Here is a 21,696-nt window from a genome sequence, read left to right as displayed (position 1 = left end):
CCCGAGATTGTTGAATTCCGCGCAAGACTGTTTGGTCCCCCAACGGGTTTTTCCGGCACGGCAAAGACAGCACACTGCGAGCCTGTCAAAACGTTTGCGGAGCGTCGGGCCACGATGCCGTCGGCTTTCCGCGTCTTGCCCAGGAGTTTTGCGGCATGCATGCCACACCCGCTTCCTCTGATCGCGCACCCGTCAGCGCAACGCTGCCGTTGCTCGCACTCGCAGCCGGCGCGTTCGGCATCGGGACCACCGAGTTCTCGCCCATGGGCCTGCTGCCCGTGATTGCCGAAGGCGTGCACGTATCGATTCCGCAGGCCGGCATGCTCATCAGCGCCTATGCCATCGGCGTGATGCTCGGTGCGCCCGTCATGACGCTGCTGCTGGCACGTTGGCCGCGCCGCTCGGCGTTGATTGCGCTGATGAGCATCTTCACGCTCGGCAACCTGTTGTCGGCCATCGCGCCGAATTACACGACGCTGCTGCTTGCGCGTCTGGTGACCAGCCTGAACCATGGCGCGTTCTTCGGGCTGGGCTCCGTGGTGGCGGCGAGCCTCGTACCGCGCGAGAAGCAGGCGAGCGCCGTGGCGACCATGTTCATGGGGCTGACGATTGCCAACGTGGGCGGCGTGCCGGCGGCCACGTGGCTCGGCCAGATGATCGGCTGGCGCATGTCGTTCATGGCGACGGCGAGCCTCGGCCTCATCGCCATCGCGGGCCTGTTCGCGGCGTTGCCCAAGGGTGACGCCGGCAAGATGCCGAACCTGCGCGCCGAGCTGCGCGTGCTGACGCGCCCCGTCGTCGTGGGTGCGCTGCTGACCACGGTGCTGGGCGCCGGCGCGATGTTCACGCTGTACACCTATGTGGCCCCCACGCTGGCCCAGCTGACCGGCGCCACCCCCGCTTTCGTGACGGCCATGCTCGTGCTGATCGGCGTTGGGTTTTCCATCGGCAACATGGCGGGAGGCCGGCTGGCGGATCGCTCGCTCGACGGCAGCCTCATCGGTTTCCTGGTGCTCCTGATCGCGACGATGCTGGCCTTTCCCGTGCTTGCAAAAACGCATGCCGGCGCCGCAGCTGCGTTGCTGGTGTGGGGCATTGCCACGTTTGCCGTCGTGCCGCCGCTGCAGATGCGCGTCATGCGCGCGGCCGCGGAGGCCCCCGGTTTGGCGTCGTCGATCAACGTGGGGGCGTTCAATCTGGGCAACGCGCTCGGAGCGGCGGCCGGCGGCGCGGTCATTTCGGCGGGTTTCGGCTATGCGGCGGTGCCCGTGGCCGGTGCGCTCATCGCGGCCGGGGGCCTATTGCTGGTGCTGCTGCAGGTGGCGCAGCGCCGGAGCCGGCTTGCGGTGAACCCGTAGTCGATTCCGAGCCTGGCGGGCTTGCGCATCGCCACCAAGAAAAAAGCCGCTCCGGAGAGCGGCTTCAGCAGCAGTTGCGCCGGGGTCAGTCGTCCAGCAGCGACAGGTCGCGCACGGCGCCCTTGTCGGCCGACATCACGAGCTTCGCGTAGGCCTTCAGCGCTGCCGACACCTTGCGCGGACGCGGCTTCGCCGGCTTCCAGCCCTTGGCGTTCTGCTCTTCGCGGCGGCGTGCAAGTTCCTCGTCCGACACGAGCACGTTGATCGTGCGGTTCGGGATATCGATGCGGATGCGGTCGCCGTCGCGCACGAGGCCGATCGCGCCGCCTGCCGCCGCTTCCGGCGAGCAGTGCCCGATCGACAGGCCCGAGGTGCCTCCCGAGAAGCGGCCATCCGTCAGCAGCGCGCACGCCTTGCCCAGGCCTTTGGACTTGATGTAGCTCGTCGGGTACAGCATTTCCTGCATGCCGGGGCCGCCCTTCGGCCCTTCGTAGCGCACGATCACCACGTCGCCGGCCTTCACCTTGTCGTTGAGGATGTTCTCGACCGCTTCGTCCTGCGATTCGGTCACGTGCGCGGTGCCCTCGAACACGAGGATGCTCTCGTCGACGCCGGCCGTCTTCACCACGCAGCCGTCGAGCGCGATATTGCCGGTCAGCACGGCGAGGCCGCCTTCCTTCGAGAACGCATGCTCGTACGAGCGGATGCAGCCTTCGGCGCGATCGAGGTCGAGGCTCGGCCAGCGCGTGTTCTGGCTGAACGCGACCTGCGTCGGGATACCGGCGGGACCGGCGCGGTAGAACGTCTGCACGGCTTCATCGGACGTGCGGACGATGTCCCACTGATCCAGCGCGTCCTTCATCGTGGGCGCATGCACGGTCGGCACGTCGGTGTGCAGCTTGCCGGCACGGTCGAGCTCGCCGAGGATCGCCATGATGCCGCCGGCGCGATGCACGTCCTCGATGTGGTACTTGTTCGTGTTCGGCGCGACCTTGCACAGCTGCGGCACGACGCGCGACAGGCGGTCGATGTCCTTCATCGTGAAGTCGATGCCGGCTTCCTGAGCAATCGCCAGCAGGTGCAGGATCGTGTTGGTCGAACCGCCCATCGCGATGTCGAGCGTCATCGCGTTTTCGAACGCCTTGAAGCCGACCGAGCGCGGCAGCACGCGGTCGTTCTCCTGTTCGTAGTATTCGCGGGTCAGCTCGACGATGCGGCGGCCGGCGCGCTTGAACAGCTGCTCGCGGTCCGCGTGCGTCGCGACGACGGTGCCGTTGCCCGGCAGCGCCAGGCCGAGCGCTTCGGTCAGGCAGTTCATCGAGTTCGCGGTGAACATGCCCGAGCATGAGCCGCAGGTCGGGCACGCCGAGCGTTCGACTTCCGCGACTTCGGCATCTGAATACGACTGGTCGGCCGCGATCACCATCGCGTCGACGAGGTCGAGCTTCTTCAGTTGGACGGTCTTGGTGACCGGGTTCGCGAGGCGCGTCTTGCCGGCTTCCATCGGGCCGCCCGACACGAAGATCACCGGAATGTTCAGGCGCATCGCGGCCATCAGCATGCCCGGCGTGATCTTGTCGCAGTTCGAGATGCAGACCATGGCGTCGGCGCAATGCGCGTTGACCATGTATTCGACCGAGTCGGCGATGATGTCGCGGCTCGGCAGCGAATACAGCATGCCGTCGTGGCCCATGGCGATGCCGTCATCGACGGCGATCGTGTTGAATTCCTTCGCGACGCCGCCGGCGGCTTCGATCTCGCGCGCGACGAGTTGGCCGAGATCTTTCAGGTGCACGTGCCCGGGCACGAACTGCGTGAACGAGTTGACGACCGCGATGATCGGCTTCTGGAAATCTTCGTCTTTCATGCCGGTGGCGCGCCACAGCGAGCGGGCCCCCGCCATGTTGCGGCCGGCGGTGGAGGTTTTGGAACGGTATGCGGGCATTTTGGGTACGGAAGCAAGTCGATTGTGGGGCGGGCCACGCGGATACAGGCCCTCGCGCGCCCGTGCAACCGGCCTCTTGAGCCACGCCCGGGGCAAAACAGGGATTATCCCACGCCGCGCCGGGCGCGTTGTCCTGCATCCTCGTCCTGCCGGACGTGCAATGAAAAAGCCGCTTCTGCATCAACAGAAGCGGCTTTGGAATCTGGTGCCCGGGGTCGGACTCGAACCGACACGCCTTGCGGCGGGGGATTTTGAGTCCCCTGCGTCTACCTGTTTCACCACCCGGGCAGGTGCGAACGAGCCGGCAATTATGCCAGAAGTTCGGCTCGCCCAACAAGGCAGGCGGGGCGACGGGCCGCGGCTCAGCCCGCCTTGTGTGCGTTCTGCAGTTCCAGCACGCGCAGCAAGGACGACGTATCGTCGTATCCCCAGCCGTTGGCCACCAGCGCGTTGAGCTGCGAGGCCACCAGCTCCATCGCCGGCATCTGCAGGCCCAGCTCGTGGGCGATCTCGCGCACGAGGCCGAAGTCCTTGTCGTGCAGGCGCGCTTCGATGCCGGCGGCAAAGTTTCGCTCGGCCATCTTGGGGCCCATCATGTCGAGCATGCGGCTGCCGGCAAAGCCGGGCCGGATGGCGTCCAGCACGCGCGCGGGGTCGGTGCCTTGCTCGCGCGCAAACAGCATCGCTTCGGCAATGCCCTGGATGTTGATGACCTGCACGATCTGGTTGCACGCCTTGGCAACCTGGCCCGACCCGGCCGCACCGATATAGGTGATGGTCGTGCCCAGCAGCTGAAGCAGCGGGCGCACGCGCTCCAGCACCTCGGGCTTGCCACCCACCATGATGGACAGCGTGGCCTTCTGCGCGCCCATCGTGCCGCCCGAGACGGGCGCATCCAGGAACTCCAGCCCCGCCGCTTCCAGTTCCGCCGCAATGCGCCGCGTAGCCACGGCGGAGATCGTGCTGTGGTCGATGCAGACCGCACCACGCGGTGCGCCGTGGATGACGCCGTCCGGCCCCAGCAGCACGGCTTCGACGTCGGCGGTGGAGGTGACATTGGTGAAGATGACCTCCGCGTCGCGCGCGGCCTCGGCCGGCGTGGCGACCGGCTCCGCACCGAGGGCGCGGGCGTTGTCGGCTGCTTCCGGGCGGCGCACATAGGCACGCACGGTATGGCCGGCGGCGATCAGGTGCTGGACCATCGGCGTGCCCATGTTGCCGAGGCCGATGAAGGCGAGTCGTGTCATGGCGAATCTCGAATCTGTGTTGCTCGGGTTTAACGCGGGCCGGCGTAGGCGAACCGGCCGTTCCTGATGATGCCCATCACGCGCGAGCGCTGGTCGAAGCCCTGGTGATCCTGTGCATTCAGGTTCAGCACGCCGTTGGGCACGGTCAGGTCTCGCGTGGTTTCCAGCGCGTCGCGCAGGGCGGCGCGAAAGGCCGGGGTGCCCGGCTGCGTGCCGGTCTTGAGCGCACGGGCGGTGGCATTGTCGAGCAACTGCCACGCGCCCCACGCATCGCCCGCAAACTGCGTGACAGTGTTGGGGCCGTACCTGGCCTCGTAGCGCTCGGCAAATTCCACCGCGACCTTGCGCACCGGATGGCTGGCTGGCAACTCGCGGGCGACGACGACCGGGCCGGTGGGGAACAGCGTGCCTTCCACGTCCTTGCCGCCGACTTTCAGGAATTCCGTGCTGGCGATGCCATGCGTCTGGTAGATCCGGCCCTTGTAGCCGCGCTCGACCAGGGTGCGCTCGGGCAGCGCGGCCGGCGTGCCCGAGCCCGCGATCAGGATGGCATCCGGCCGGGCGGCCATCAGCTTGAGCGCCTGCCCGGTGACGCTGGCGTCCGTGCGCGCAAAGCGCTCGTTGGCGACGACGTGCAGCTTGCGCACGTCGGCCAGCTTCGAGAACTCGCGCCACCAGCTCTCGCCATACGCGTCGGCAAAACCGATGAAGCCGACGGTACGCACGCCGGTATCCGCCATGTGCTGCGTGACGAGCGTCGCCATGTGCGAATCGTTCTGGGGCATCTTGAAGGCCCAGTGGCGCTTGGCGTCCTGCGGTTCGACGATGGAGGCGGAGGCGGCCAGCGCCACCATGGGCGTCTGCCCTTCGGCCACGGCGTCGAGCGAGGCGAGCGCCGTCGGCGCGATGGTCGGGCCGACGATCACATCGACCTTCTCTTCGGCGATCAGCTTGCGCACATCGCGCACCGCCACCGAAGGGTCCGATGCATCGTCGAGGATGATGACCTGCGCGCGCTGGCCCCCGATCGTCGCGGGCCACATCTGCACGGTGTTCTTGCTCGGGATGCCGATGGCCGCGGCGGGTCCGGTGCTCGACAGCACCACGCCGACGCGGATATCGGCGTGGGCGGGCAGGGCGATGGCGGCAGCGCCGGCGAACAGCGCGAGGCCGCATATACGGTCGAAGAGGCGGCGACGTCGGGTCGTCATGAGGTCTCCAGGCATGTCAGGCGGAATTCGGGGCGATTCAAAGCTCGTACGCTTCGTGCTCGCCGGACATCAGCTGCTCGACCAGCTTGCGCGTGAGCGTCGGCGCGAACAGTTCGATGAATGTGTAGACGAAGCCACGCAGGTACGCCCCCTGCTTGATGCCCAGGTGGGTGACGTTGGTGCCGAACAGGTGCCCGGCCGGAATTGCGCGCAGGTTGCGGTCGCGCTCGGCATCGAACGCGACGCCGGCCACGATGCCCACACCCAGGCCGACTTCCACGTAGGTCTTGATCACATCCGCGTCGATGGCCTCGAGCACGATGTCCGGCTTCATCTGGCGCAGCTCGAATGCGTGGTCGATCTTCGGACGGCCGGCAAAGTGCTGGTCGTACGTGATGATCGGATAGCCCTTCAAGTCGTCGAGCGTCAGGTTCGGGCGGGAGAGGAGCGGGTGGTCGGGCGGCGTCACCACCACGTGCTGCCACTGGTAGCCCGGGATCGAGATCAGGTCCTTGATCTGCGAAAGCCCTTCGGTGGCGATGGCCAGGTCGGCCTGGTCGTGCAGCACCATCTCGGCGATCTGCGCCGGCGTGCCCTGCTGAATGGACAGGCGCACCTTCGGGTACTTGCGCGTGAATTCGGCGATCGCCTTGGGCAGTGCGTAACGGGCCTGCGTGTGCGTGGTCGCGATGGTGAAGTTGCCCTGGTCCTGCGCCGCGTAGTCCTTGCCCACGCGCTTGAGGGTTTCGACTTCCTCCAGTACCCGCTCGACGGAAGCGAGAATGCGTCGGCCGGGCTCCGTGAGACCCCGGATGCGCTTGCCGTGCCGCGTGAAGATATCGACACCCAGTTCCTCTTCCAGCTCGATGATGGCCTTGGAGACCCCGGGTTGTGATGTGTAGAGCGCTTTCGCCGCCTCGGTCAGGTTGAATTTCTGCCGGACGGCCTCGCGAACGAAGCGAAATTGATGAAGGTTCATGGCGCGCGATCGGATGCGAAGAAAAGCGAGCGATCAGAACGCTACTTATAACCGACGCCATATAAACAAACAATTTTTTATTGGTTTGGGATATGAGGCCGCTTCATTACGATGCTCGAACTTCGTGATAACACGCCCACACTGTCCCTCGTGTCCCCCGCGCCATGACGCTTGCTTATACGGTTTCCGGTCTGCTGGTCGGCCTGCTGGTCGGCCTGACGGGCGTGGGCGGCGGTTCGCTGATGACCCCGCTGCTGACGCTGATGTTCGGCTTTTCGCCGGCGACCGCTGTGGGCACCGATCTGGCATTCGCCTCGCTGACCAAGGGTGTCGGCACGATCGCGCACCGCAGCCATGGGCATGTCCGCTGGGACATCGTCAAGCGCCTGTGCCTCGGTAGCCTGCCGGCCGCGCTGATCACGGTGATCGTGCTGAAGAACGCGGGCAACCTCGATGCCGAGTGGATGCACGTGATCCGCGTGACGATCGGCGTGTCAGTCATCCTGACGGTGATCTCGCTGCTGTTCCGCCAGCGTGTGCTGGGCTGGCTCGCCCGCAACCCGCGCTATCGCCTGCAGGGCTCGACGCTGGCTGTGGCAACCATCATCGTCGGCGTGGTGCTCGGGGTGCTGGTGACGGTGTCGTCGATTGGCGCCGGCGCCGTCGGCGCGACGCTCATCCTGATCCTGTACCCCGAATTGAAGAGCGCCGAGGTGGCCGGCACCGACATCGCCTACGCCGTGCCGCTGACCGCCGTGGCAGGCCTGGGCCACATGTACCTCGGCACGATCGACTGGAACCTGCTGGCCTCGCTGCTGGTGGGCTCCATCCCCGGCATCTGGCTGGGGGCGCGCCTGTCCAGGAATCTGCCGGAACGTCTGGTGCGCGGCGCGCTTGCCGCCACGCTGACGGTCACGGCCATCAAGCTGGTGTCGTGATGCGCAACGTCATGCCGACCCTGCTTGTGTGTTGCTGCTGTCGTTGAGCGACGGCAGCAGCCACATCACGAAACGCTTTCCCCCAAATTGAATCGCACGCCGGCGCCAGCCGGAATGGACTGAACAGTCATGTACCAATACGACGCTTACGATCACCGCCTCGTCGCCGACCGCGTTGCGCAGTTCCGCGACCAGGTGCGCCGCCGTATTTCGGGCGAACTGACGGAAGAAGAGTTCCTGCCGCTGCGCCTGCAGAACGGCCTGTACTACCAGCGCCACGCCTACATGCTGCGCGTGGCGATCCCATACGGCCACCTGCGTGCCAACCAGCTGCGCATGCTCAGCCACATCGCCGCCGAGCACGACCGCGGCTACGGCCACTTCAGCACGCGCCAGAACATCCAGTACAACTGGATCGAGCTGGAACAGGTGCCCGACATCCTCGCCAAGCTGGCGTCGGTGGAAATGCACGCCATCCAGACCTCCGGCAACTGCGTGCGCAACATCACGACCGACCAGTTTGCGGGCGTTGCGCCGGATGAGTTCGTCGATCCGCGTCCGCTGGCGGAAATCCTGCGCCAGTGGTCGACGTTCCACCCGGAGTTTGCCTTCCTGCCGCGCAAGTTCAAGATCGCCATTTCGGCCACGCGCGAAGACCGCGCCGTGACCCAGCTGCACGACATCGGCGTGTATGTGTACGAAAAGAACGGCCAGACGCTGCTGCGCATCCTGGCCGGTGGCGGCATGGGCCGCACCCCGATCCTCGGCGCGATCATCAAGGAAGACCTGCCGTGGCAGCACATGCTGTCGTACATCGAGGCGGCCATCCGCGTGTACAACCGCTACGGCCGCCGCGACAACAAGTTCAAGGCGCGCATCAAGATCCTGGTCAAGGCCATCGGCGCCGAAGAATTCGCGCGCCAGGTGGAAGAGGAATGGCAGGCCACGAAGGACGGCCCGTCGACCATCACGCAGGCCGAGTTCGACCGCGTGGCCAAGTTCTTCGCACCGCCCGCCTACGAGAAGCTGGCCGACACCGACGCCGGCTACGAGAAGGCACTGCTCGAGAACAAGGCGTTTGCGCGCTGGGTCAGCCGGAACGTGCATGCGCACCGCGTGCCCGGCTACGCAGCGGTGACGCTGTCGCTCAAGCCGGGCGTGGCGCAGCCGCCGGGCGATGCCACCGCCGAGCAGATGTCGCTGGTGGCGGATTGGTCCGAGCGCTTCGGCTTTGGGGAAGTGCGTGTCGCACACGAGCAGAACCTGATCCTGCCCGACGTGAAGAAGCGCGATCTGTTCGAGCTGTGGCAGCTGGCCAAGGCCAACGGCATGGCGACCGCCAACATCGGCCTGCTGACCGACATCATCGCGTGCCCGGGCGGCGATTTCTGCTCGCTGGCCAATGCCAAGTCGATCCCCATCGCGCAGGCCATCCAGGCGCGCTTCGATGACCTCGATTACGTGTACGACCTGGGCGAGCTGTCGCTCAACATCTCGGGGTGCATGAACTCGTGCGGCCATCACCACGTCGGCAACATCGGCATTCTCGGTGTCGATAAGCACGACGAGGAGTGGTACCAGGTGTCGCTGGGCGGCGCGCAGGGCAACGATTCGGCGATCGGCAAGGTCATCGGCCCGTCGTTCAAGGCCGAGGAAATGCCCGACGTGATCGAACGCATCATCGACACCTTCGTGGCCCACCGCACGGACGACGAGCGGTTCATCGACACCTATCACCGCATCGGGCTGACGCCGTTCAAGGAACGTGTCTATGCCCACAGCGACAAGCAGACTGCCTAAGCCCAGGGAAACGAACATGAGCAAGATCATCAAGCTGCAAAACGGTGCCCCGCAGATCGTGGCGGACGCGTGGACGGTGCTGCGCGCCCCCGAAGGCGGCGAGCTGACGCAAGCCGAAGTGGATGCCGCTTCGCACGCCATCGTGCCGCTGGCATTCTGGCAAGCCCATCGCGATGCGCTGCTCGGCCGCGCGCGTGCCGGCACGCTGGCGGTGTGGCTGGCGCCGGACGACGAGCCGTTCGCGCTGGAAGCCGACCTGCCGAACCTGTCGCTGGTGGCGGTCGATTTCCCGGTCTTCCGCGACGGCCGCGGCTACAGCACGGCGTTCCTGCTGCGCCAGCGCCTGGGCTTCACGCGTGAGCTGCGCGCCATCGGCGACGTGCTGCGCGACCAGCTCGACTTCATGCGCCGCTGCGGTTTCGACGCCTACGCCGTGCGCGCCGACAAGAGCATCGAGGATGCGCTGAACGGCTTCGGCGAGATCAGCGTGCGCTACCAGGGCGCCATCGACGACCCGCGCCCGCTGTTCCGCCGCGAGCGTGCCGTGCAGGAGGCCGCGTGAGCGACGTTCAGGACGTGAGCGTGTCGGAAGTGCCGGTGTCCGCGATCGGGCGACCGGCGCTGTGGACGCGTCCTCCGTACACCGGCACGGCGCAGGCGCTGGCGGCCAAGGAGGCCACGCTGTTCGCGCGCCTGGCTGAAATCGCCGGCAAGCACGGTGTGGCGAAGTTCGCCACGAGCCTGGCCGCCGAAGACATGGTCGTGACCGACGCCATCCTGCGCAGCCCCGAGGCGGTGCGTGCACACCTGCCGATCTTCACGCTGCAGACGGGCCGGCTGCATGCCGAAACGCTGGCAATGCTCGACCGCATCCGCGAGCACTACGGTCATGCGATCGAGCAATACGCACCGGACGCCCGCGCCGTCGAGGCCTACGTGCGCGACCACGGCCTGAACGCCTTCTACGACAGCATCGAGCTGCGCAAGGCCTGCTGCAACATCCGCAAGGTGGTGCCGCTGAACCGCGCGCTCAAAGATGCCGATGCATGGCTCACCGGCCAGCGCCGCGAGCAGGCCGTGACGCGTGCCGACCTGCCGTTTGCCGAAGACGACGACGCTCGCGGCATCGCCAAGTACAACCCGCTGTTCGACTGGACGGAGGCCGAGGTCTGGGCCTACCTCGAGCAGCACAACGTGCCCACCAATGCGCTGCACGACAAGGGCTACCCCAGCATCGGCTGCGAGCCCTGCACGCGTGCGGTACGCGCCGGCGAAGACGTGCGCGCCGGCCGCTGGTGGTGGGAATCGCGCGACAGCAAGGAATGCGGTCTGCATGCGACAAACCTGTCGCACAAAGCTTGAGGAAATGAAGATGGGAGTGATGAGCGAGATCCCCGGCACGGCGCTGACGCCTGTGCAGAACGACCACCTCGACTGGCTCGAAGCCGAGTCGATCTACATCATCCGCGAAGTGGTGGCCGAGTGCCGCAACCCGGCACTGCTCTTCTCGGGCGGCAAGGATTCGATCGTCATGCTGCACCTGGCGCTCAAGGCCTTCCGGCTGGGCGACCGCAAGATCGAACTGCCGTTTCCGCTGGTGCACATCGACACGGGTCACAACTACCCGGAAGTGATCGCGTTCCGCGACCAGCGCGTGGCCGAGCTTGGCGCGCGCCTGGTGGTCGGCCATGTGGAGGATTCCATCAAGCGCGGCACCGTACGCCTGCGCAAGGAAACCGATTCGCGCAACGCCGCCCAGGCCGTCACGCTGCTCGAAACCATCGAAGCCCACGGCTTTGACGCCCTGATGGGCGGGGCCCGCCGCGACGAAGAGAAGGCCCGCGCCAAGGAGCGCATCTTCTCGTTCCGCGACGAGTTCGGCCAGTGGGACCCGAAGGCCCAGCGCCCTGAACTCTGGAGCCTGTACAACGCCCGCATGGCGCAGGGCGAACAGATGCGCGTGTTTCCGATTTCGAACTGGACGGAGCTCGACGTCTGGCAGTACATCGCCCGCGAGAACCTCGCCCTGCCGCCGATCTACTACGCGCACCAGCGTGAAGTCGTGCGCAAGAACGGCCTGCTGGTGCCGGTCACGCCGATTACGCCCAAGGCCGACGGCGATGTGAGCGAAGTCCTGTCGGTTCGCTTCCGCACGGTGGGCGACATCAGCTGCACGTGCCCGGTGGCGAGTACCGCCGCCACACCGGCCGAGATCATCGCCGAGACGGCCATCACCGAAATCACCGAACGCGGTGCCACGCGCATGGACGACCAGACGAGCGAAGCCTCGATGGAAAAGCGCAAGAAGGAAGGGTATTTCTGATCATGACGAATCAAGCAACGCACCAAGGCCTGCTGCGCTTCATCACCGCCGGTTCGGTCGACGACGGCAAGAGCACGCTGATCGGCCGCCTGCTGTACGACAGCAAGGCCGTGCTGACCGACCAGCTGCAGGCGCTCACGCGTGCCAAGAACAAGCGCACCGCCGGCGAAGACATCGACTTCTCGCTGCTGACCGACGGGCTGGAAGCCGAGCGCGAGCAGGGCATCACGATCGATGTGGCATACCGCTACTTCTCGACCGCACGCCGCAAGTTCATCATTGCCGATACGCCGGGCCACGAGCAGTACACGCGCAACATGGTGACGGGCGCATCCACCGCGCACGCCGCCATCATCCTGATCGACGCCACGCGCGTGACGACCGTGGACGGCAAGGCGCAACTGCTCGCCCAGACCAAGCGCCATTCGGCCATCGTCAAGCTGCTCGAACTGCAGCACGTGATCGTGGCCGTCAACAAGATGGACCTGGTCGACTACAGCGAAGCGCGCTTCAACGAAATCCGCACCGCCTACGATGCGCTGGCCGTACAACTCGGCCTGCAGGATCACGAACATGCGGTGCGCTACGTGCCGGTCTCGGCCCTGCGCGGCGACAACATCGTGCATGCGTCCGAAGCCATGCCGTGGTACCAGGGCGAGCCGCTGCTGGCGCTGCTCGAAGACCTGAAGGTGGAAGAGACGGCACCGGTAGGTGACGATGCGCTGCGCTTCCCGGTCCAGCTCGTGGCGCGCCAGGACGGGTCGCAGGCGGACGACTTCCGCGGCTACATGGGCCGCGTCGAAGCCGGTACCGTGCGCGTGGGCCAGGCCGTGCGCGTGCTGCCCGCCAACCGCGAGACGACGGTTGCCGAAGTGCTGACGCCCAACGGCGCCGCCGACTCCGCCGGCCCGGGCGAAACCATCACCGTGCGGCTGGCCGATGACGTCGACGTCTCGCGCGGCGATACCATCGTCGCGGCGCCGACGACTGCCGCCAACGCCGCCAGGAAGCTGCATGCCGATCTCTGCTGGTTCGACGAGCACGAGCTGAACCCGGCCCGCAAGTACGTGCTCAAGCACACAACCGCCACCGTGTTCGCGCGCGTGTCGGAAGTCGAGCGCGTGCTGGACGTGCACACGCTGTCGCACGAAACCGGGCGCAAGCAGATCGCGCTGAACGACATCGGCACGGTCAACATCAGCCTGCAGAAGCCGATCGTGTGCGATGCCTACGGCGACAATCCGGCGACCGGCGCCTTCATCCTGGTGGACGAAGCGACGCACCACACCGTGGCCGCTGGCATGATCCGTGCATTTTCCTGAGGTGGAGACGGCGCGGTGACACACGCCGTCCGGAAAAGCAAAGGAAGCCAATCCATGCAAGCGAAGACCCGCAAAACCCTCGGCCGTGTGAGCCTGATTGGTGCCGGCCCCGGTGCTGCAGACCTCATCACGGTGCGCGGTGCACGATTGTTGGGCGAGGCCGAAGTCGTGCTGCACGACGCACTGGTTTCGCCGGAGGTCTTCCGGTACTGCCCGCAGGCAGTGCTGATCCCGGTGGGCAAGCGCTGCGGCCAGCGCTCGACCGCGCAGCGCTTCATTAACCGCCAGCTGGTCGACCTGGCGACCAAGTACCAGCGCGTGGTGCGTCTCAAAGGCGGCGATCCGATGCTGTTCGGCCGCGCCGACGAGGAACTGCAGGCGCTTGAGCAAGCCGGCATCGACTACGAGGTCGTGCCGGGCATCACGGCGGCGCTGGCCGCGGCGTCGGCCATCCGCCAGCCGCTGACCAAGCGGGGTGTGGCGCGCAGCGTGGCGTTCGTCACGCAAGCCAAGGCTGCCGATCCCGACACGCCACCACCCGAAGGTGTCACACCGGAACCGGCCGCACAGGCCGATTCGCTCGTCTATTACATGGGCCGCGACCAGGCAGCTTCCATCGCCGCCGATCTGATCGCCCGCGGCCGCGCGCCCTCGACACCCGCGTGGGTCGTCGAGGCGGCCACCACGCCCGAGCAGCGCTCGGCGTGCTTCACGCTGCAGCAGATGGCCGACGGCGCTGCCGCCGCGTGGATCGACCCCGAGCATCCGAGCCTGCTGATGATCGGCGACGCGTTTGCCGTGCGGGCGAGCGCCGCCGCGCCGGAGGTGCTCGTCAGCGAGCCGCATATCCTGGCCGCCTGAGCATCGTCAGAACGCCAGCGCCACCTTCCCGAAGACGGCACCGGCCTCAAGCGCGCGGAACGCATCGGGCGCCTCCTGCCACGGCAGTACCTGGTCGACGATCGGGTGCAGGCCGTGCACCGCCAGCGCGCGGTTCATCGCCTCGAACGACCCGCGCGACCCCACCGATGCGGGCCGGATGACGGCCTTGCGGGCGAATATCTCCAGCGGATTCACACCACCGTCGCGCCCGGCGAGGTAGCCGATCAGGTGGATCTGTCCACCCACCCGCAATGCCTTCAGCGAACGTTGCAGCGTGCCGCCTCCCCCGACTTCGATCACGTGGTCGACGCCGCGGCCGTGCGTGCGTGCGAGCACCGCTTCATGCCATTCGGGCGTCACGCGGTAGTTGACGGTGTCCGACTCGGGCACGCCCAACGTCTGCACGCGTTCGAGCTTGGCATCGCTGCTTGACAGCACGATCGGCCGAGCGCCCGCCATGAGCGCAAACTGCACCGCGAACATCGCCACGCCGCCCGTGCCTTGCACGAGCACGGTTTCGCCGGGCTGCAGGTTGCCTGTTTCGATCAGGCAATGCCACGCCGTGAGCCCCGCGCAGGGCAGGGTGGCGGCTTCTGCGTCGCTCAGGTGCCGGGGCACGAGCACGCTGCCGCCCGCATCCAGGCGGATCGTGTCGGCCAGCCAGCCGTCGATCGGGCCGCCGAGCATGCGGCGTGTGTCGGCATTGCGGAAGTCGCCGCCGTCCCAGCGCTGCCAGAACGTGCCGGCGACGCGATCGCCAACGCACACGCGACTGACGTTCTCGCCCACCGCGATGACGTGGCCTACGCCATCCGAAAGTGGAATCAGCGGCAGCGGGAAGCGCGTGAAGAACGTGCCCGAGACGATCTCCAGGTCACGGTAGTTGAGTGAGGCAGCGCGCGTGCGCACGATGATCTCGTCCGGACCAGGCGTGGGATCGTCGCGCTCGATGGGGTGCAAGGCGTTGATGCCGTAACCGTCGGTCAGTGCCAAGGCTTTCATGGTCGTCCTCGTGGTGGGGTGGAAGGGCCACGCAAAACGCGTGTGGCACTACTGTGGCGCCTGGCTTAAGATGAATCCAATTCAATTTGTTCAGATTCAACATAACTGGTAGGAATGTCGCCATGCTCGACGAGATGCGTACCTTTGTGCTGCTGGCGCAGACGGGCTCCATTGCCCGCGTGGCGGAGCGCCTGCCGCTCACGCAACCTGCCGTCACCAAGCAGATTCAGCGGCTGGAACGCGCGCTCGATACCGTGCTGTTCGATCGGCGCGTCAAGCCGTTTCGTCTGACCGCGGAGGGCGAGGCGATCCTGGCGCGCTGCCGCACCATCGTCGGGGAGTTCGAAGCGCTGCGAGGCAGCGTGCGCACCACGGCCGAGCCGGAAGGCGTGCTGCGGGTGGGCGTCAGCCATGCCGTGGGCGATGCCCGCTTTGCACGGACGCTGTCGGCGCTGCGGCAGCGCTACCCGGCCGTTTCGTTTCGGCTCAGCTGCGAGTGGGGCGGCGTGCTGCGCGAGCGGCTCAAGCGCGCCGAGCTGGACGCCGCGCTGTGGCTGGCGCCTTCGAATACCGCGGGTCACCATGCCGACGCGGATGTGCGCGTGATCGGCACCGAGGCTGTCAGCCTGATCGCCGCGCCGGCCCGCAAGCTGCCGCATGCGCTGTCGATGGCGCAGGTGCGGGACGAGGCGTGGGTGCTCAACCCGGCTGGCTGCGAGATGCGCGCGTGGCTGCTGAGCCGTTACGAGGCCGATCGCGTGACGCCGAATGTCGCCGCCGAGGTGCAATCGGTGCCGCTGCAGCACGCGCTCGTGGCAGAGGGCTTCGGGCTCGGGTTTGCGCCCGTGCGGCTCATCCGGGCCCAACTGGCCGAGGGTTCGCTGTCGATGCACAAGCTCGCCTCGGCGCCTGCCGACTGGGATGTCTGCGTGCAACGTGCGCCGTCGCTGGGCCGCCTAGCGCAAGTGGTGGATGCACTCGAGTCTGCGCTGTCGACGCAAGCGGCCGCAGAGCGTTAATCTCTGATCCTCCCTTCGGATACCTGCGATGCCGCACGTCATCATCGAATACACCGCCAATGTCGAGGCCGACGCCCGCATTCCCGAGCTGATGCGCGTGCTCAGCGATGTGCTGATCCGCCACGCCGACGTCTTCCCCATCGGCGGCATCCGCACGCGTGCGCTGCGCCTCGACCAATACCGCATGGCAGACGGCTCGGAAGACGACGCGTTCATCCATGTCACGTTCCGCATCAAGGCCGGGCGGCCCAAGAGCGTGACCGGGCCGGTCTGTGCGGAGATGTTTGCCGCGGCCCGTGCGCACCTGGCCGACGTATTTGCGCGTCGCTATCTGGGCCTGACGCTGGAACTGATGGAGTTCGACACGCACGGCTTCCACGTCGAGAACAACGTGCATGCGCGTTTTGCACGCGCGCCGCAGCCGCTACCTGGCCAGATCAGCTGAGCTGCCGCGCGCAATAGCCGGCGATGGCATCGAGCACGGCGTCGTCCTCGCCAACGGCATCGGCGCAATGGATGGAAAGGGTGGGATGGGCCTGCGCGCATTGCGCAACGAGCGCGGGCAGATCGCGCCGCAAGTGCCCGCCCTGGCCGAAGAACACCGGCACGATGGTGATGCGGTGGGCGCCGGCAGCGGCCAGGTCGTCGATGGTGCCGGGCAGGTCGGGCGCCATCAGTTCAAGGAAGGCGAGGCGGACGTCAACGTCCGGTTGCTGCACACAGAGGCGATCCTTCAGGCGGTCAAACGGCTCCCGCCAGCGGGCGTCGCGCGCGCCGTGCGCAAACAGGACGAGCGCGCGCGCGGCCATCAGTGGCGCTCCACCCAGCGCAGGCTCACCAGCGCCAGCGCCAGATACAGCGCCCCGGGCACGATGGCCGTGAAGATGGCCGGCCACGTGTTGAGCAGGCCAACGTGCGAGAACAGGTTGTTCACCAGCTGGAACGACAGCCCCAGCATGATGCCGCCGAACACCTTCAGGCCGACCGCTCCGGCACGCGCATGCAGGTACGCAAACGGCAGCGCCAGCGCCATCATCACCAGCACCGTGAACGGATAGACCACCTTCTTCCACAGGGCGATCTCGTAGCGCTGGGTGTCCTGCTTGTTGTCGCGCAGATGGCGGATGTACTGGAACAGGTCCAGCGTCGCCATGCGGTCGGGCGTCACCATCAGCACCGACAGGATCTGCGGCGTGAGTTCGGAACGCATCTCCTGCTGTGGCACCTTGGTCTGCTCGCCGCGGAAGTCCGGCGCCAGTGCATCCGGGGCGCCGGGCACGGCCTGCACGGTGTCCCGCGATGCCACGGTGCCGGGCTTGCGCGGGAACTCGATGAAGCGCGTTTCCGTCACGTCATTCAGCTGCCAGTTCTGGTGGCCCTGATAGCGCGCCTGCTGCGCCACGCGGATCGAGCTCAGCCGGTAGTCCGCATCGAATTCATAGATGCGCAGGCCCTTGATGGACTGATCGGGCTGCAGGCTGCCCACATTGACGAACCGGGTGACCTCGCCGCCGCTGCCGTCGGCCTTGGCGGGGCCGCGATCCTTGACCCACACGCCCGAGCGGAAGCCGGCCGACACTGTGGCGCCCAGCGCCTCGAGCCGCACCTTCTGCGCGTATTGCTCCGATTTCGGCCCGATGAACTCGCCGAACACGTAGGTCACCAGCGCCAGGGGCAGCGCGATCTTGAACAGCGAGAGCAGCGCCCGCTTCGTGTCGAGCCCGGCCACGCGGAAGATCGTGAACTCCGACTGGCTCGCCATCTGCGAGAACACGTAGATGGCACTGATGAGCGCCGCCACCGGAATCACTTCATACACGCGCGTCGGCGCCTGCAGCAGCACGTGGAAGAACGCGATGAGCGTGGTGTAGCGCCCGACGACCGAGCCGAGCTCGCCAAGCATGTCGAAAAAGATGAACAGCGCCAGCACCGCAAACAGGATGAAGACGAACACCCCGTAGATCTGGCGCGCAAAGTACTTCTCGTAGACCGGCATCTTCATCATGCGCCCGCCTTGGTCTGTGCCGCCCGCGAAGCGAAGCCCAGCAGCGCCGAAATGCCCTTCAGGCCGGCCGCGCTGTAGTGGCGGAAGCGGAACAGCAGCACCGCGCAGATGAAGGCGACGAGGTGGATCGGCCACCACGCCATGAATACGTTCATCTTGCCCTGCGAGACCCACGCCTGCGACAGGTTCAGCAGGTTCGAGTACGTCAGGTAGATCAGGACCGCGAAGATCATCGGCGTGTAGCGGCCCAGACGCGGGTTGACGTAGGCCAGCGGAATGGCGATCAGCACGAAGTTGAGCGCCAGCAGCGGCAGCCCGATCCGCCAGACCAGCTCGCCGAGATTTTCGGGCGTCGGGTTGGCGAGCAGGTCCTTGGTGGAGCGGCTCTTGGTCGGCAGGTTGGCGTCGGCCTGCGGCGGCTTGTTGGCGACCTTCACGCCGTACTTGTCGAACTCGACGATGCGGTAGTCGAGCTTGCCGGGCGTGCCTTCATAGCGGCGGCCCTTGTCGAGCACGACGAAGCGGTCGCCGTTGGGCATGGTCTTGAACTCGCCGGTCTTGGCCAGCGCCACGCCGATCTTGTCCTGCTCGGCATTGGCGACGAACAGGTTGCGGGCGTGCTTCATGCCGGAATCCACGCCTTCGATGAACAGCACGTAGTTCCCGTGCGCGGGCTCGATGAAGCGGCCGGCGGAGATCATCGACAGCACGTCGCGCTGCTCGAAGCGGTCGCGGAACAGCGCGCTCTGCTGGTTGGCCCACGGCCAGCCGAACAGCGCCAGCAGCGCCACCAGCACGATGAACGGCAGCGAGAAGCGCAGCACCGGGCGGATGAAATCCGTCAGGCTGATGCCCGAGGTGAACCACACCACCATCTCGGAATCCTTGTACCAGCGAGTGAGCACCAGCAACACCGAGATGAAGAGCGTGGCGCACAGCAGAATCGCCAGGTAGCCCAGCGTTGCCAGGCCGATGAGGAGCAGGACGTCGTTCGGATTCGCCTCGCCGTTGGCGGCCATGCCGAGGATGCGGATCACCAGGGTGGTCAGCATGAACGTCAGCAGCACGAGGAAGACGGCGCCGGCGGTGAAGGACAGCTCGCGTCGCAGGGCTTGTTCGAAAATCATGCGGATGCGGGATGGAGGGCGAGGTCTTGCCCGATGTGGATTCCACCGGAGCCCACCGCGCAAAATCGCGGATAATGTGGGCTTTCGTTGACTCGCCTCATAGAGAGAAGCGCGATGGAATTTAGCACAAAAGCCCTGGACTGGGCCAAAGCGGGCGCCCTGGCCGCCAAGAGCGATTGCCTCGTGATCGGTCTGTTCGAGTCGCAGACCCTGGCCGGCGCCGCCAAGGCGCTGGACGCAGCCACCAAGGGCCTGGTGGGCCGCCTGATCAAGCTGGGCGACTTTGAAGGCAAGCGCGGCACGTCGCTGCTGCTGCACGAAGTGGCCGGCGTGGGCGCCGCCCGCGTGCTGCTGGTCGGGCTCGGCAAGGAGGCCGACCTGACCGACCGGGCCTATGCCGAAGCCGTGCGTACCGCACTGCGCGCGCTGGCCGGCACCAAGGCCGCCAACGTCACGTGGACGCTCACCGAACAGTCCGCCCGCGACAAGGACACCGCCTGGTCCGTGCTGACCACCGTCACGCTCATCCGCGAAGCGAGCTACCGCTTCATCGAGCGCCATCCCGAACTCAAGAGCAAGCGCGACAAGAACGGCGCCGCCAGCGGCCTGCGCAAGGTCGTGCTGGCTGTGCCGGCGGCCGACGCCAAGGCCGCCAGCGTGGCCGCCGCCCGCGGCACCGCCATCGCCAACGGCATGGACCTCACGCGTGACCTGGGCAACCTGCCGTCCAATATCTGCACGCCGACCTACCTGGCCAACACCGCGCGCCAGATCGCCAAGGATTTCAAGCTGAAGGTCGAGGTGCTCGGCCGCAAGCAGATCGAAGCCCTGAAGATGGGCGCGTTCCTGGCCGTCACCAAGGGCAGCGAAGAGCCGCCGCAGTTCATCGTGCTGCGTTACGAGGGCGGGTCGCCCAAGCAGGCGCCGGTCGTGCTCGTCGGCAAGGGCATCACGTTCGATACGGGCGGTATCTCGCTCAAGCCGGGCGAGGGCATGGACGAGATGAAGTACGACATGTGCGGCGCTGCGTCCGTGCTCGGCACGCTGCGCGCCGTGGCCGAGATGGGCCTCAAGCAGAACGTCATCGCCGTGGTGCCGACCTGCGAGAACATGCCCAGCGGCATCGCGACCAAGCCGGGCGACGTGGTCACCAGCATGTCGGGCCAGACCATCGAGATCCTGAACACCGATGCCGAAGGCCGCTTGATCCTGTGCGACGCGCTCACCTACGTGGAGCGCTTCAAGCCGGCCGTGGTGATCGACGTGGCCACGCTGACGGGCGCCTGCATCATCGCGCTCGGCCACGTCAACACCGGCATGTACGCCCGCAGCGATGCGCTGGCCGATGCGCTCATCGCTGCCGGCAAGCAGTCGCTCGACACCGCCTGGCGCATGCCGCTGGACGAGGAGTACCAGGAGCAGCTCAAGTCCAACTTTGCCGACATGGGCAACATCGGCGGCCGGCCGGCCGGCAGCGTGACGGCGGCCTGCTTCCTGGCACGCTTTACCGAGAAGTACGACTGGGCCCACCTGGACATCGCCGGCACCGCCTGGAAGAGCGGCGCGGCCAAGGGCGCCACGGGCCGGCCGGTGCCGCTGCTTACGCGCTTCCTGATGGACCGCGGCTGATCCATCGCAGGCAAGGCATCGTATGACGCGCGTCGATTTCCACAGCAACGTGCCCGGCAAGCTGGCCTACGCCTGCCGGCTGGTGCGCAAGGCTTACGGCGCGGGCCAGAACGTGATCGTGGTGGGGGATCGCGCCGCGCTCGAAGCGTTCGACACGCAGTTGTGGACCTTCAGCGCACTCGACTTCCTCCCGCATTGCGGCCTGCGGCACCCGCTGGCCGCCCAGACGCCCATCCTGCTGGCCGATGCATCCGAGCCGCTGGACGACGCGCCGCATCACGACATCCTCGTCAACCTGTCGTTCGATCCGCCACCGCTGTTTGCGCGCTTCGAGCGGCTGATCGAGATCGTCGGCGATGACGATGCCGACCGCGCCGCTGCACGGGAGCGCTTCCGCTTCTACCGCGATCGCGGTTATCCGATCCAACACCACGACGTGGGGCGCGCATGAGCGACGGACGCTATCCCGGCTCGCAAGCGGACAACAACATCCCTGTTCTGACGGAGATCGTCGAGCTGGACGACGCCCCGCCCGTGGCTGAGCCGGTTGCAGAGCCGGCTTCGGCGCCGGCGAACGTCGTCCCGCCCGCGCTGCGCGAGCAGGGTCTGGCGCCCACCTCAGCCATGCCGCCCTCCGGCACCGACGCCGCACGCGTGATGGGCCACGTGATGTGGCGCTTCCAGACCGAGTGGCCTGCGCTGATCGAAACGCAATGCCGCGAGGCCATGGAATCGCGCCTGGCACTGCTGAGCGAGCAACTGGCAGCCGACCTGACCCGCACGCTGGAGGCCCGGCTGATGGATTGGCTCGGTGCGGCGCTGGAGGATGCGCTGGCTGCCGAGCGCAAGCCGCCGCAGCGCTGATTCCGCAAAAGAAAAACCCGCCGATGGCGGGTTTTTTGTTGGGAC

General features: G+C 66.7%; 21 protein-coding genes and 1 tRNA gene. 13 read left to right on the top strand and 9 right to left on the bottom strand.

The genetic code is table 11. The features are described from left to right. The first annotated feature begins 155 nt into the window (after nt 1-155). Complete coding sequence (locus TK49_RS15440; RefSeq protein ID WP_045787492.1) at nt 156-1,358, top strand: MFS transporter; 1,203 nt, start codon at nt 156-158, stop codon at nt 1,356-1,358. A gap of 85 nt (nt 1,359-1,443) precedes the next feature. Here the strand turns inward: TK49_RS15440 and ilvD are convergent, their stop codons facing one another. The 5 genes from ilvD to TK49_RS15415 form a co-directional block, all read right to left on the bottom strand. Beyond that, nucleotides 1,444-3,303 carry a dihydroxy-acid dehydratase gene (gene ilvD, locus TK49_RS15435; protein WP_045787491.1) on the bottom strand — a complete coding sequence of 620 codons (1,860 nt, stop codon included), beginning with the start codon at nt 3,301-3,303 and terminating at the stop codon, nt 1,444-1,446. A gap of 203 nt (nt 3,304-3,506) precedes the next feature. Then, nucleotides 3,507-3,591 (bottom strand) — tRNA-Leu (locus TK49_RS15430). Nucleotides 3,592-3,665: 74 nt separating this feature from the next. Then, the gene (locus tag TK49_RS15425) at nt 3,666-4,550 is read right to left on the bottom strand and encodes an NAD(P)-dependent oxidoreductase (protein WP_045787490.1); all 885 of its coding nucleotides are present in this window, start codon (nt 4,548-4,550) and stop codon (nt 3,666-3,668) included. Nucleotides 4,551-4,579: 29 nt separating this feature from the next. Further along, nucleotides 4,580-5,761, bottom strand: coding sequence for an ABC transporter substrate-binding protein (locus tag TK49_RS15420; RefSeq protein WP_045787489.1), 1,182 nt, complete (start codon nt 5,759-5,761; stop codon nt 4,580-4,582). Nucleotides 5,762-5,798: 37 nt separating this feature from the next. Then, nucleotides 5,799-6,740: a CysB family HTH-type transcriptional regulator gene (locus TK49_RS15415; protein WP_045787488.1), complete on the bottom strand. Its 942-nt coding sequence runs from the start codon at nt 6,738-6,740 to the stop codon at nt 5,799-5,801. Between the two features lie 164 nt (nt 6,741-6,904). On the opposite strand from TK49_RS15415, the gene TK49_RS15410 reads away from it, so the two are divergent. The 7 genes from TK49_RS15410 to cobA all read left to right on the top strand — a co-directional run bounded on the left by TK49_RS15410 (nt 6,905) and on the right by cobA (nt 13,984). Continuing rightward, nucleotides 6,905-7,678, top strand: coding sequence for a sulfite exporter TauE/SafE family protein (locus TK49_RS15410; protein WP_045787487.1), 774 nt, complete (start codon nt 6,905-6,907; stop codon nt 7,676-7,678). A gap of 129 nt (nt 7,679-7,807) precedes the next feature. Next, nucleotides 7,808-9,478, top strand: coding sequence for a nitrite/sulfite reductase (locus TK49_RS15405; protein WP_045787486.1), 1,671 nt, complete (start codon nt 7,808-7,810; stop codon nt 9,476-9,478). Nucleotides 9,479-9,494: 16 nt separating this feature from the next. After that, nucleotides 9,495-10,040, top strand: a complete 546-nt coding sequence (locus tag TK49_RS15400) for a DUF934 domain-containing protein (protein WP_045787485.1) — start codon at nt 9,495-9,497, stop codon at nt 10,038-10,040. Continuing rightward, a complete protein-coding gene (locus TK49_RS15395) occupies nt 10,037-10,840 on the top strand; it encodes a phosphoadenylyl-sulfate reductase (protein ID WP_045787484.1) in 804 nt (267 codons plus the stop codon). Before TK49_RS15400 ends, TK49_RS15395 begins: the two co-directional genes overlap by 4 nt. A 10-nt stretch (nt 10,841-10,850) precedes the next feature. Beyond that, entirely contained in the window at nt 10,851-11,801 is a 951-nt protein-coding gene (cysD, locus tag TK49_RS15390) for a sulfate adenylyltransferase subunit CysD (protein ID WP_045787483.1), read from the top strand. A 2-nt stretch (nt 11,802-11,803) separates the two neighbouring features. Then, nucleotides 11,804-13,123 carry a sulfate adenylyltransferase subunit 1 gene (locus TK49_RS15385; protein WP_045787482.1) on the top strand — a complete coding sequence of 440 codons (1,320 nt, stop codon included), beginning with the start codon at nt 11,804-11,806 and terminating at the stop codon, nt 13,121-13,123. A 54-nt stretch (nt 13,124-13,177) separates the two neighbouring features. After that, nucleotides 13,178-13,984 (top strand): uroporphyrinogen-III C-methyltransferase, encoded by an 807-nt coding sequence (gene cobA / locus TK49_RS15380; RefSeq protein ID WP_045787481.1) that lies wholly within the window; start codon nt 13,178-13,180, stop codon nt 13,982-13,984. A gap of 6 nt (nt 13,985-13,990) precedes the next feature. Here cobA and TK49_RS15375 read toward each other — a convergent pair whose 3' ends face one another. Next, nucleotides 13,991-15,007: a zinc-dependent alcohol dehydrogenase family protein gene (locus TK49_RS15375; RefSeq protein WP_045787480.1), complete on the bottom strand. Its 1,017-nt coding sequence runs from the start codon at nt 15,005-15,007 to the stop codon at nt 13,991-13,993. Between the two features lie 122 nt (nt 15,008-15,129). On the opposite strand from TK49_RS15375, the gene TK49_RS15370 reads away from it, so the two are divergent. Further along, complete coding sequence (locus tag TK49_RS15370; protein WP_045787479.1) at nt 15,130-16,026, top strand: LysR family transcriptional regulator; 897 nt, start codon at nt 15,130-15,132, stop codon at nt 16,024-16,026. 28 nt (nt 16,027-16,054) lie between these two features. Then, nucleotides 16,055-16,471 carry a 5-carboxymethyl-2-hydroxymuconate Delta-isomerase gene (locus TK49_RS15365; protein ID WP_045787478.1) on the top strand — a complete coding sequence of 139 codons (417 nt, stop codon included), beginning with the start codon at nt 16,055-16,057 and terminating at the stop codon, nt 16,469-16,471. Here the strand turns inward: TK49_RS15365 and TK49_RS15360 are convergent. From TK49_RS15360 to lptF, 3 genes are read right to left on the bottom strand one after another with little or no spacing between them, the layout of a single operon-like run. Then, on the bottom strand, nt 16,464-16,835 hold the full coding sequence (locus TK49_RS15360) for a sirohydrochlorin chelatase (RefSeq protein WP_045787477.1): 372 nt from the start codon (nt 16,833-16,835) through the stop codon (nt 16,464-16,466). The genes TK49_RS15365 and TK49_RS15360 overlap by 8 nt on opposite strands. Next, nucleotides 16,835-18,028 (bottom strand): LPS export ABC transporter permease LptG, encoded by a 1,194-nt coding sequence (gene lptG / locus TK49_RS15355; protein ID WP_045787924.1) that lies wholly within the window; start codon nt 18,026-18,028, stop codon nt 16,835-16,837. Before lptG ends, TK49_RS15360 begins: the two co-directional genes overlap by 1 nt. Continuing rightward, nucleotides 18,028-19,158 (bottom strand): LPS export ABC transporter permease LptF, encoded by a 1,131-nt coding sequence (lptF, locus tag TK49_RS15350; RefSeq protein WP_045787476.1) that lies wholly within the window; start codon nt 19,156-19,158, stop codon nt 18,028-18,030. The genes lptG and lptF overlap by 1 nt, the downstream gene beginning before the upstream one ends. Before the next feature lie 114 nt (nt 19,159-19,272). Between lptF and TK49_RS15345 the strand changes: the two genes are divergently transcribed. The 3 genes from TK49_RS15345 to TK49_RS15335 are packed head-to-tail and all read left to right on the top strand — an operon-like array spanning nt 19,273 to nt 21,651. Beyond that, a complete protein-coding gene (locus TK49_RS15345) occupies nt 19,273-20,787 on the top strand; it encodes a leucyl aminopeptidase (protein WP_045787475.1) in 1,515 nt (504 codons plus the stop codon). 22 nt (nt 20,788-20,809) lie between these two features. Continuing rightward, a complete protein-coding gene (locus tag TK49_RS15340; protein WP_045787474.1) occupies nt 20,810-21,238 on the top strand; it encodes a DNA polymerase III subunit chi in 429 nt (142 codons plus the stop codon). After that, nucleotides 21,235-21,651, top strand: a complete 417-nt coding sequence (locus TK49_RS15335) for a hypothetical protein (protein ID WP_045787473.1) — start codon at nt 21,235-21,237, stop codon at nt 21,649-21,651. Before TK49_RS15340 ends, TK49_RS15335 begins: the two co-directional genes overlap by 4 nt. The last annotated feature ends 45 nt before the right edge of the window (nt 21,652-21,696 follow it).

The sequence above is a fragment of the Ralstonia mannitolilytica genome (assembly GCF_000954135.1).
GTDB classification, from domain to species: Bacteria; Pseudomonadota; Gammaproteobacteria; order Burkholderiales; family Burkholderiaceae; genus Ralstonia; species Ralstonia mannitolilytica.
Note: the sequence above shows the minus strand (reverse complement) of the source record. Positions and strands in the feature narration are given on the sequence as shown.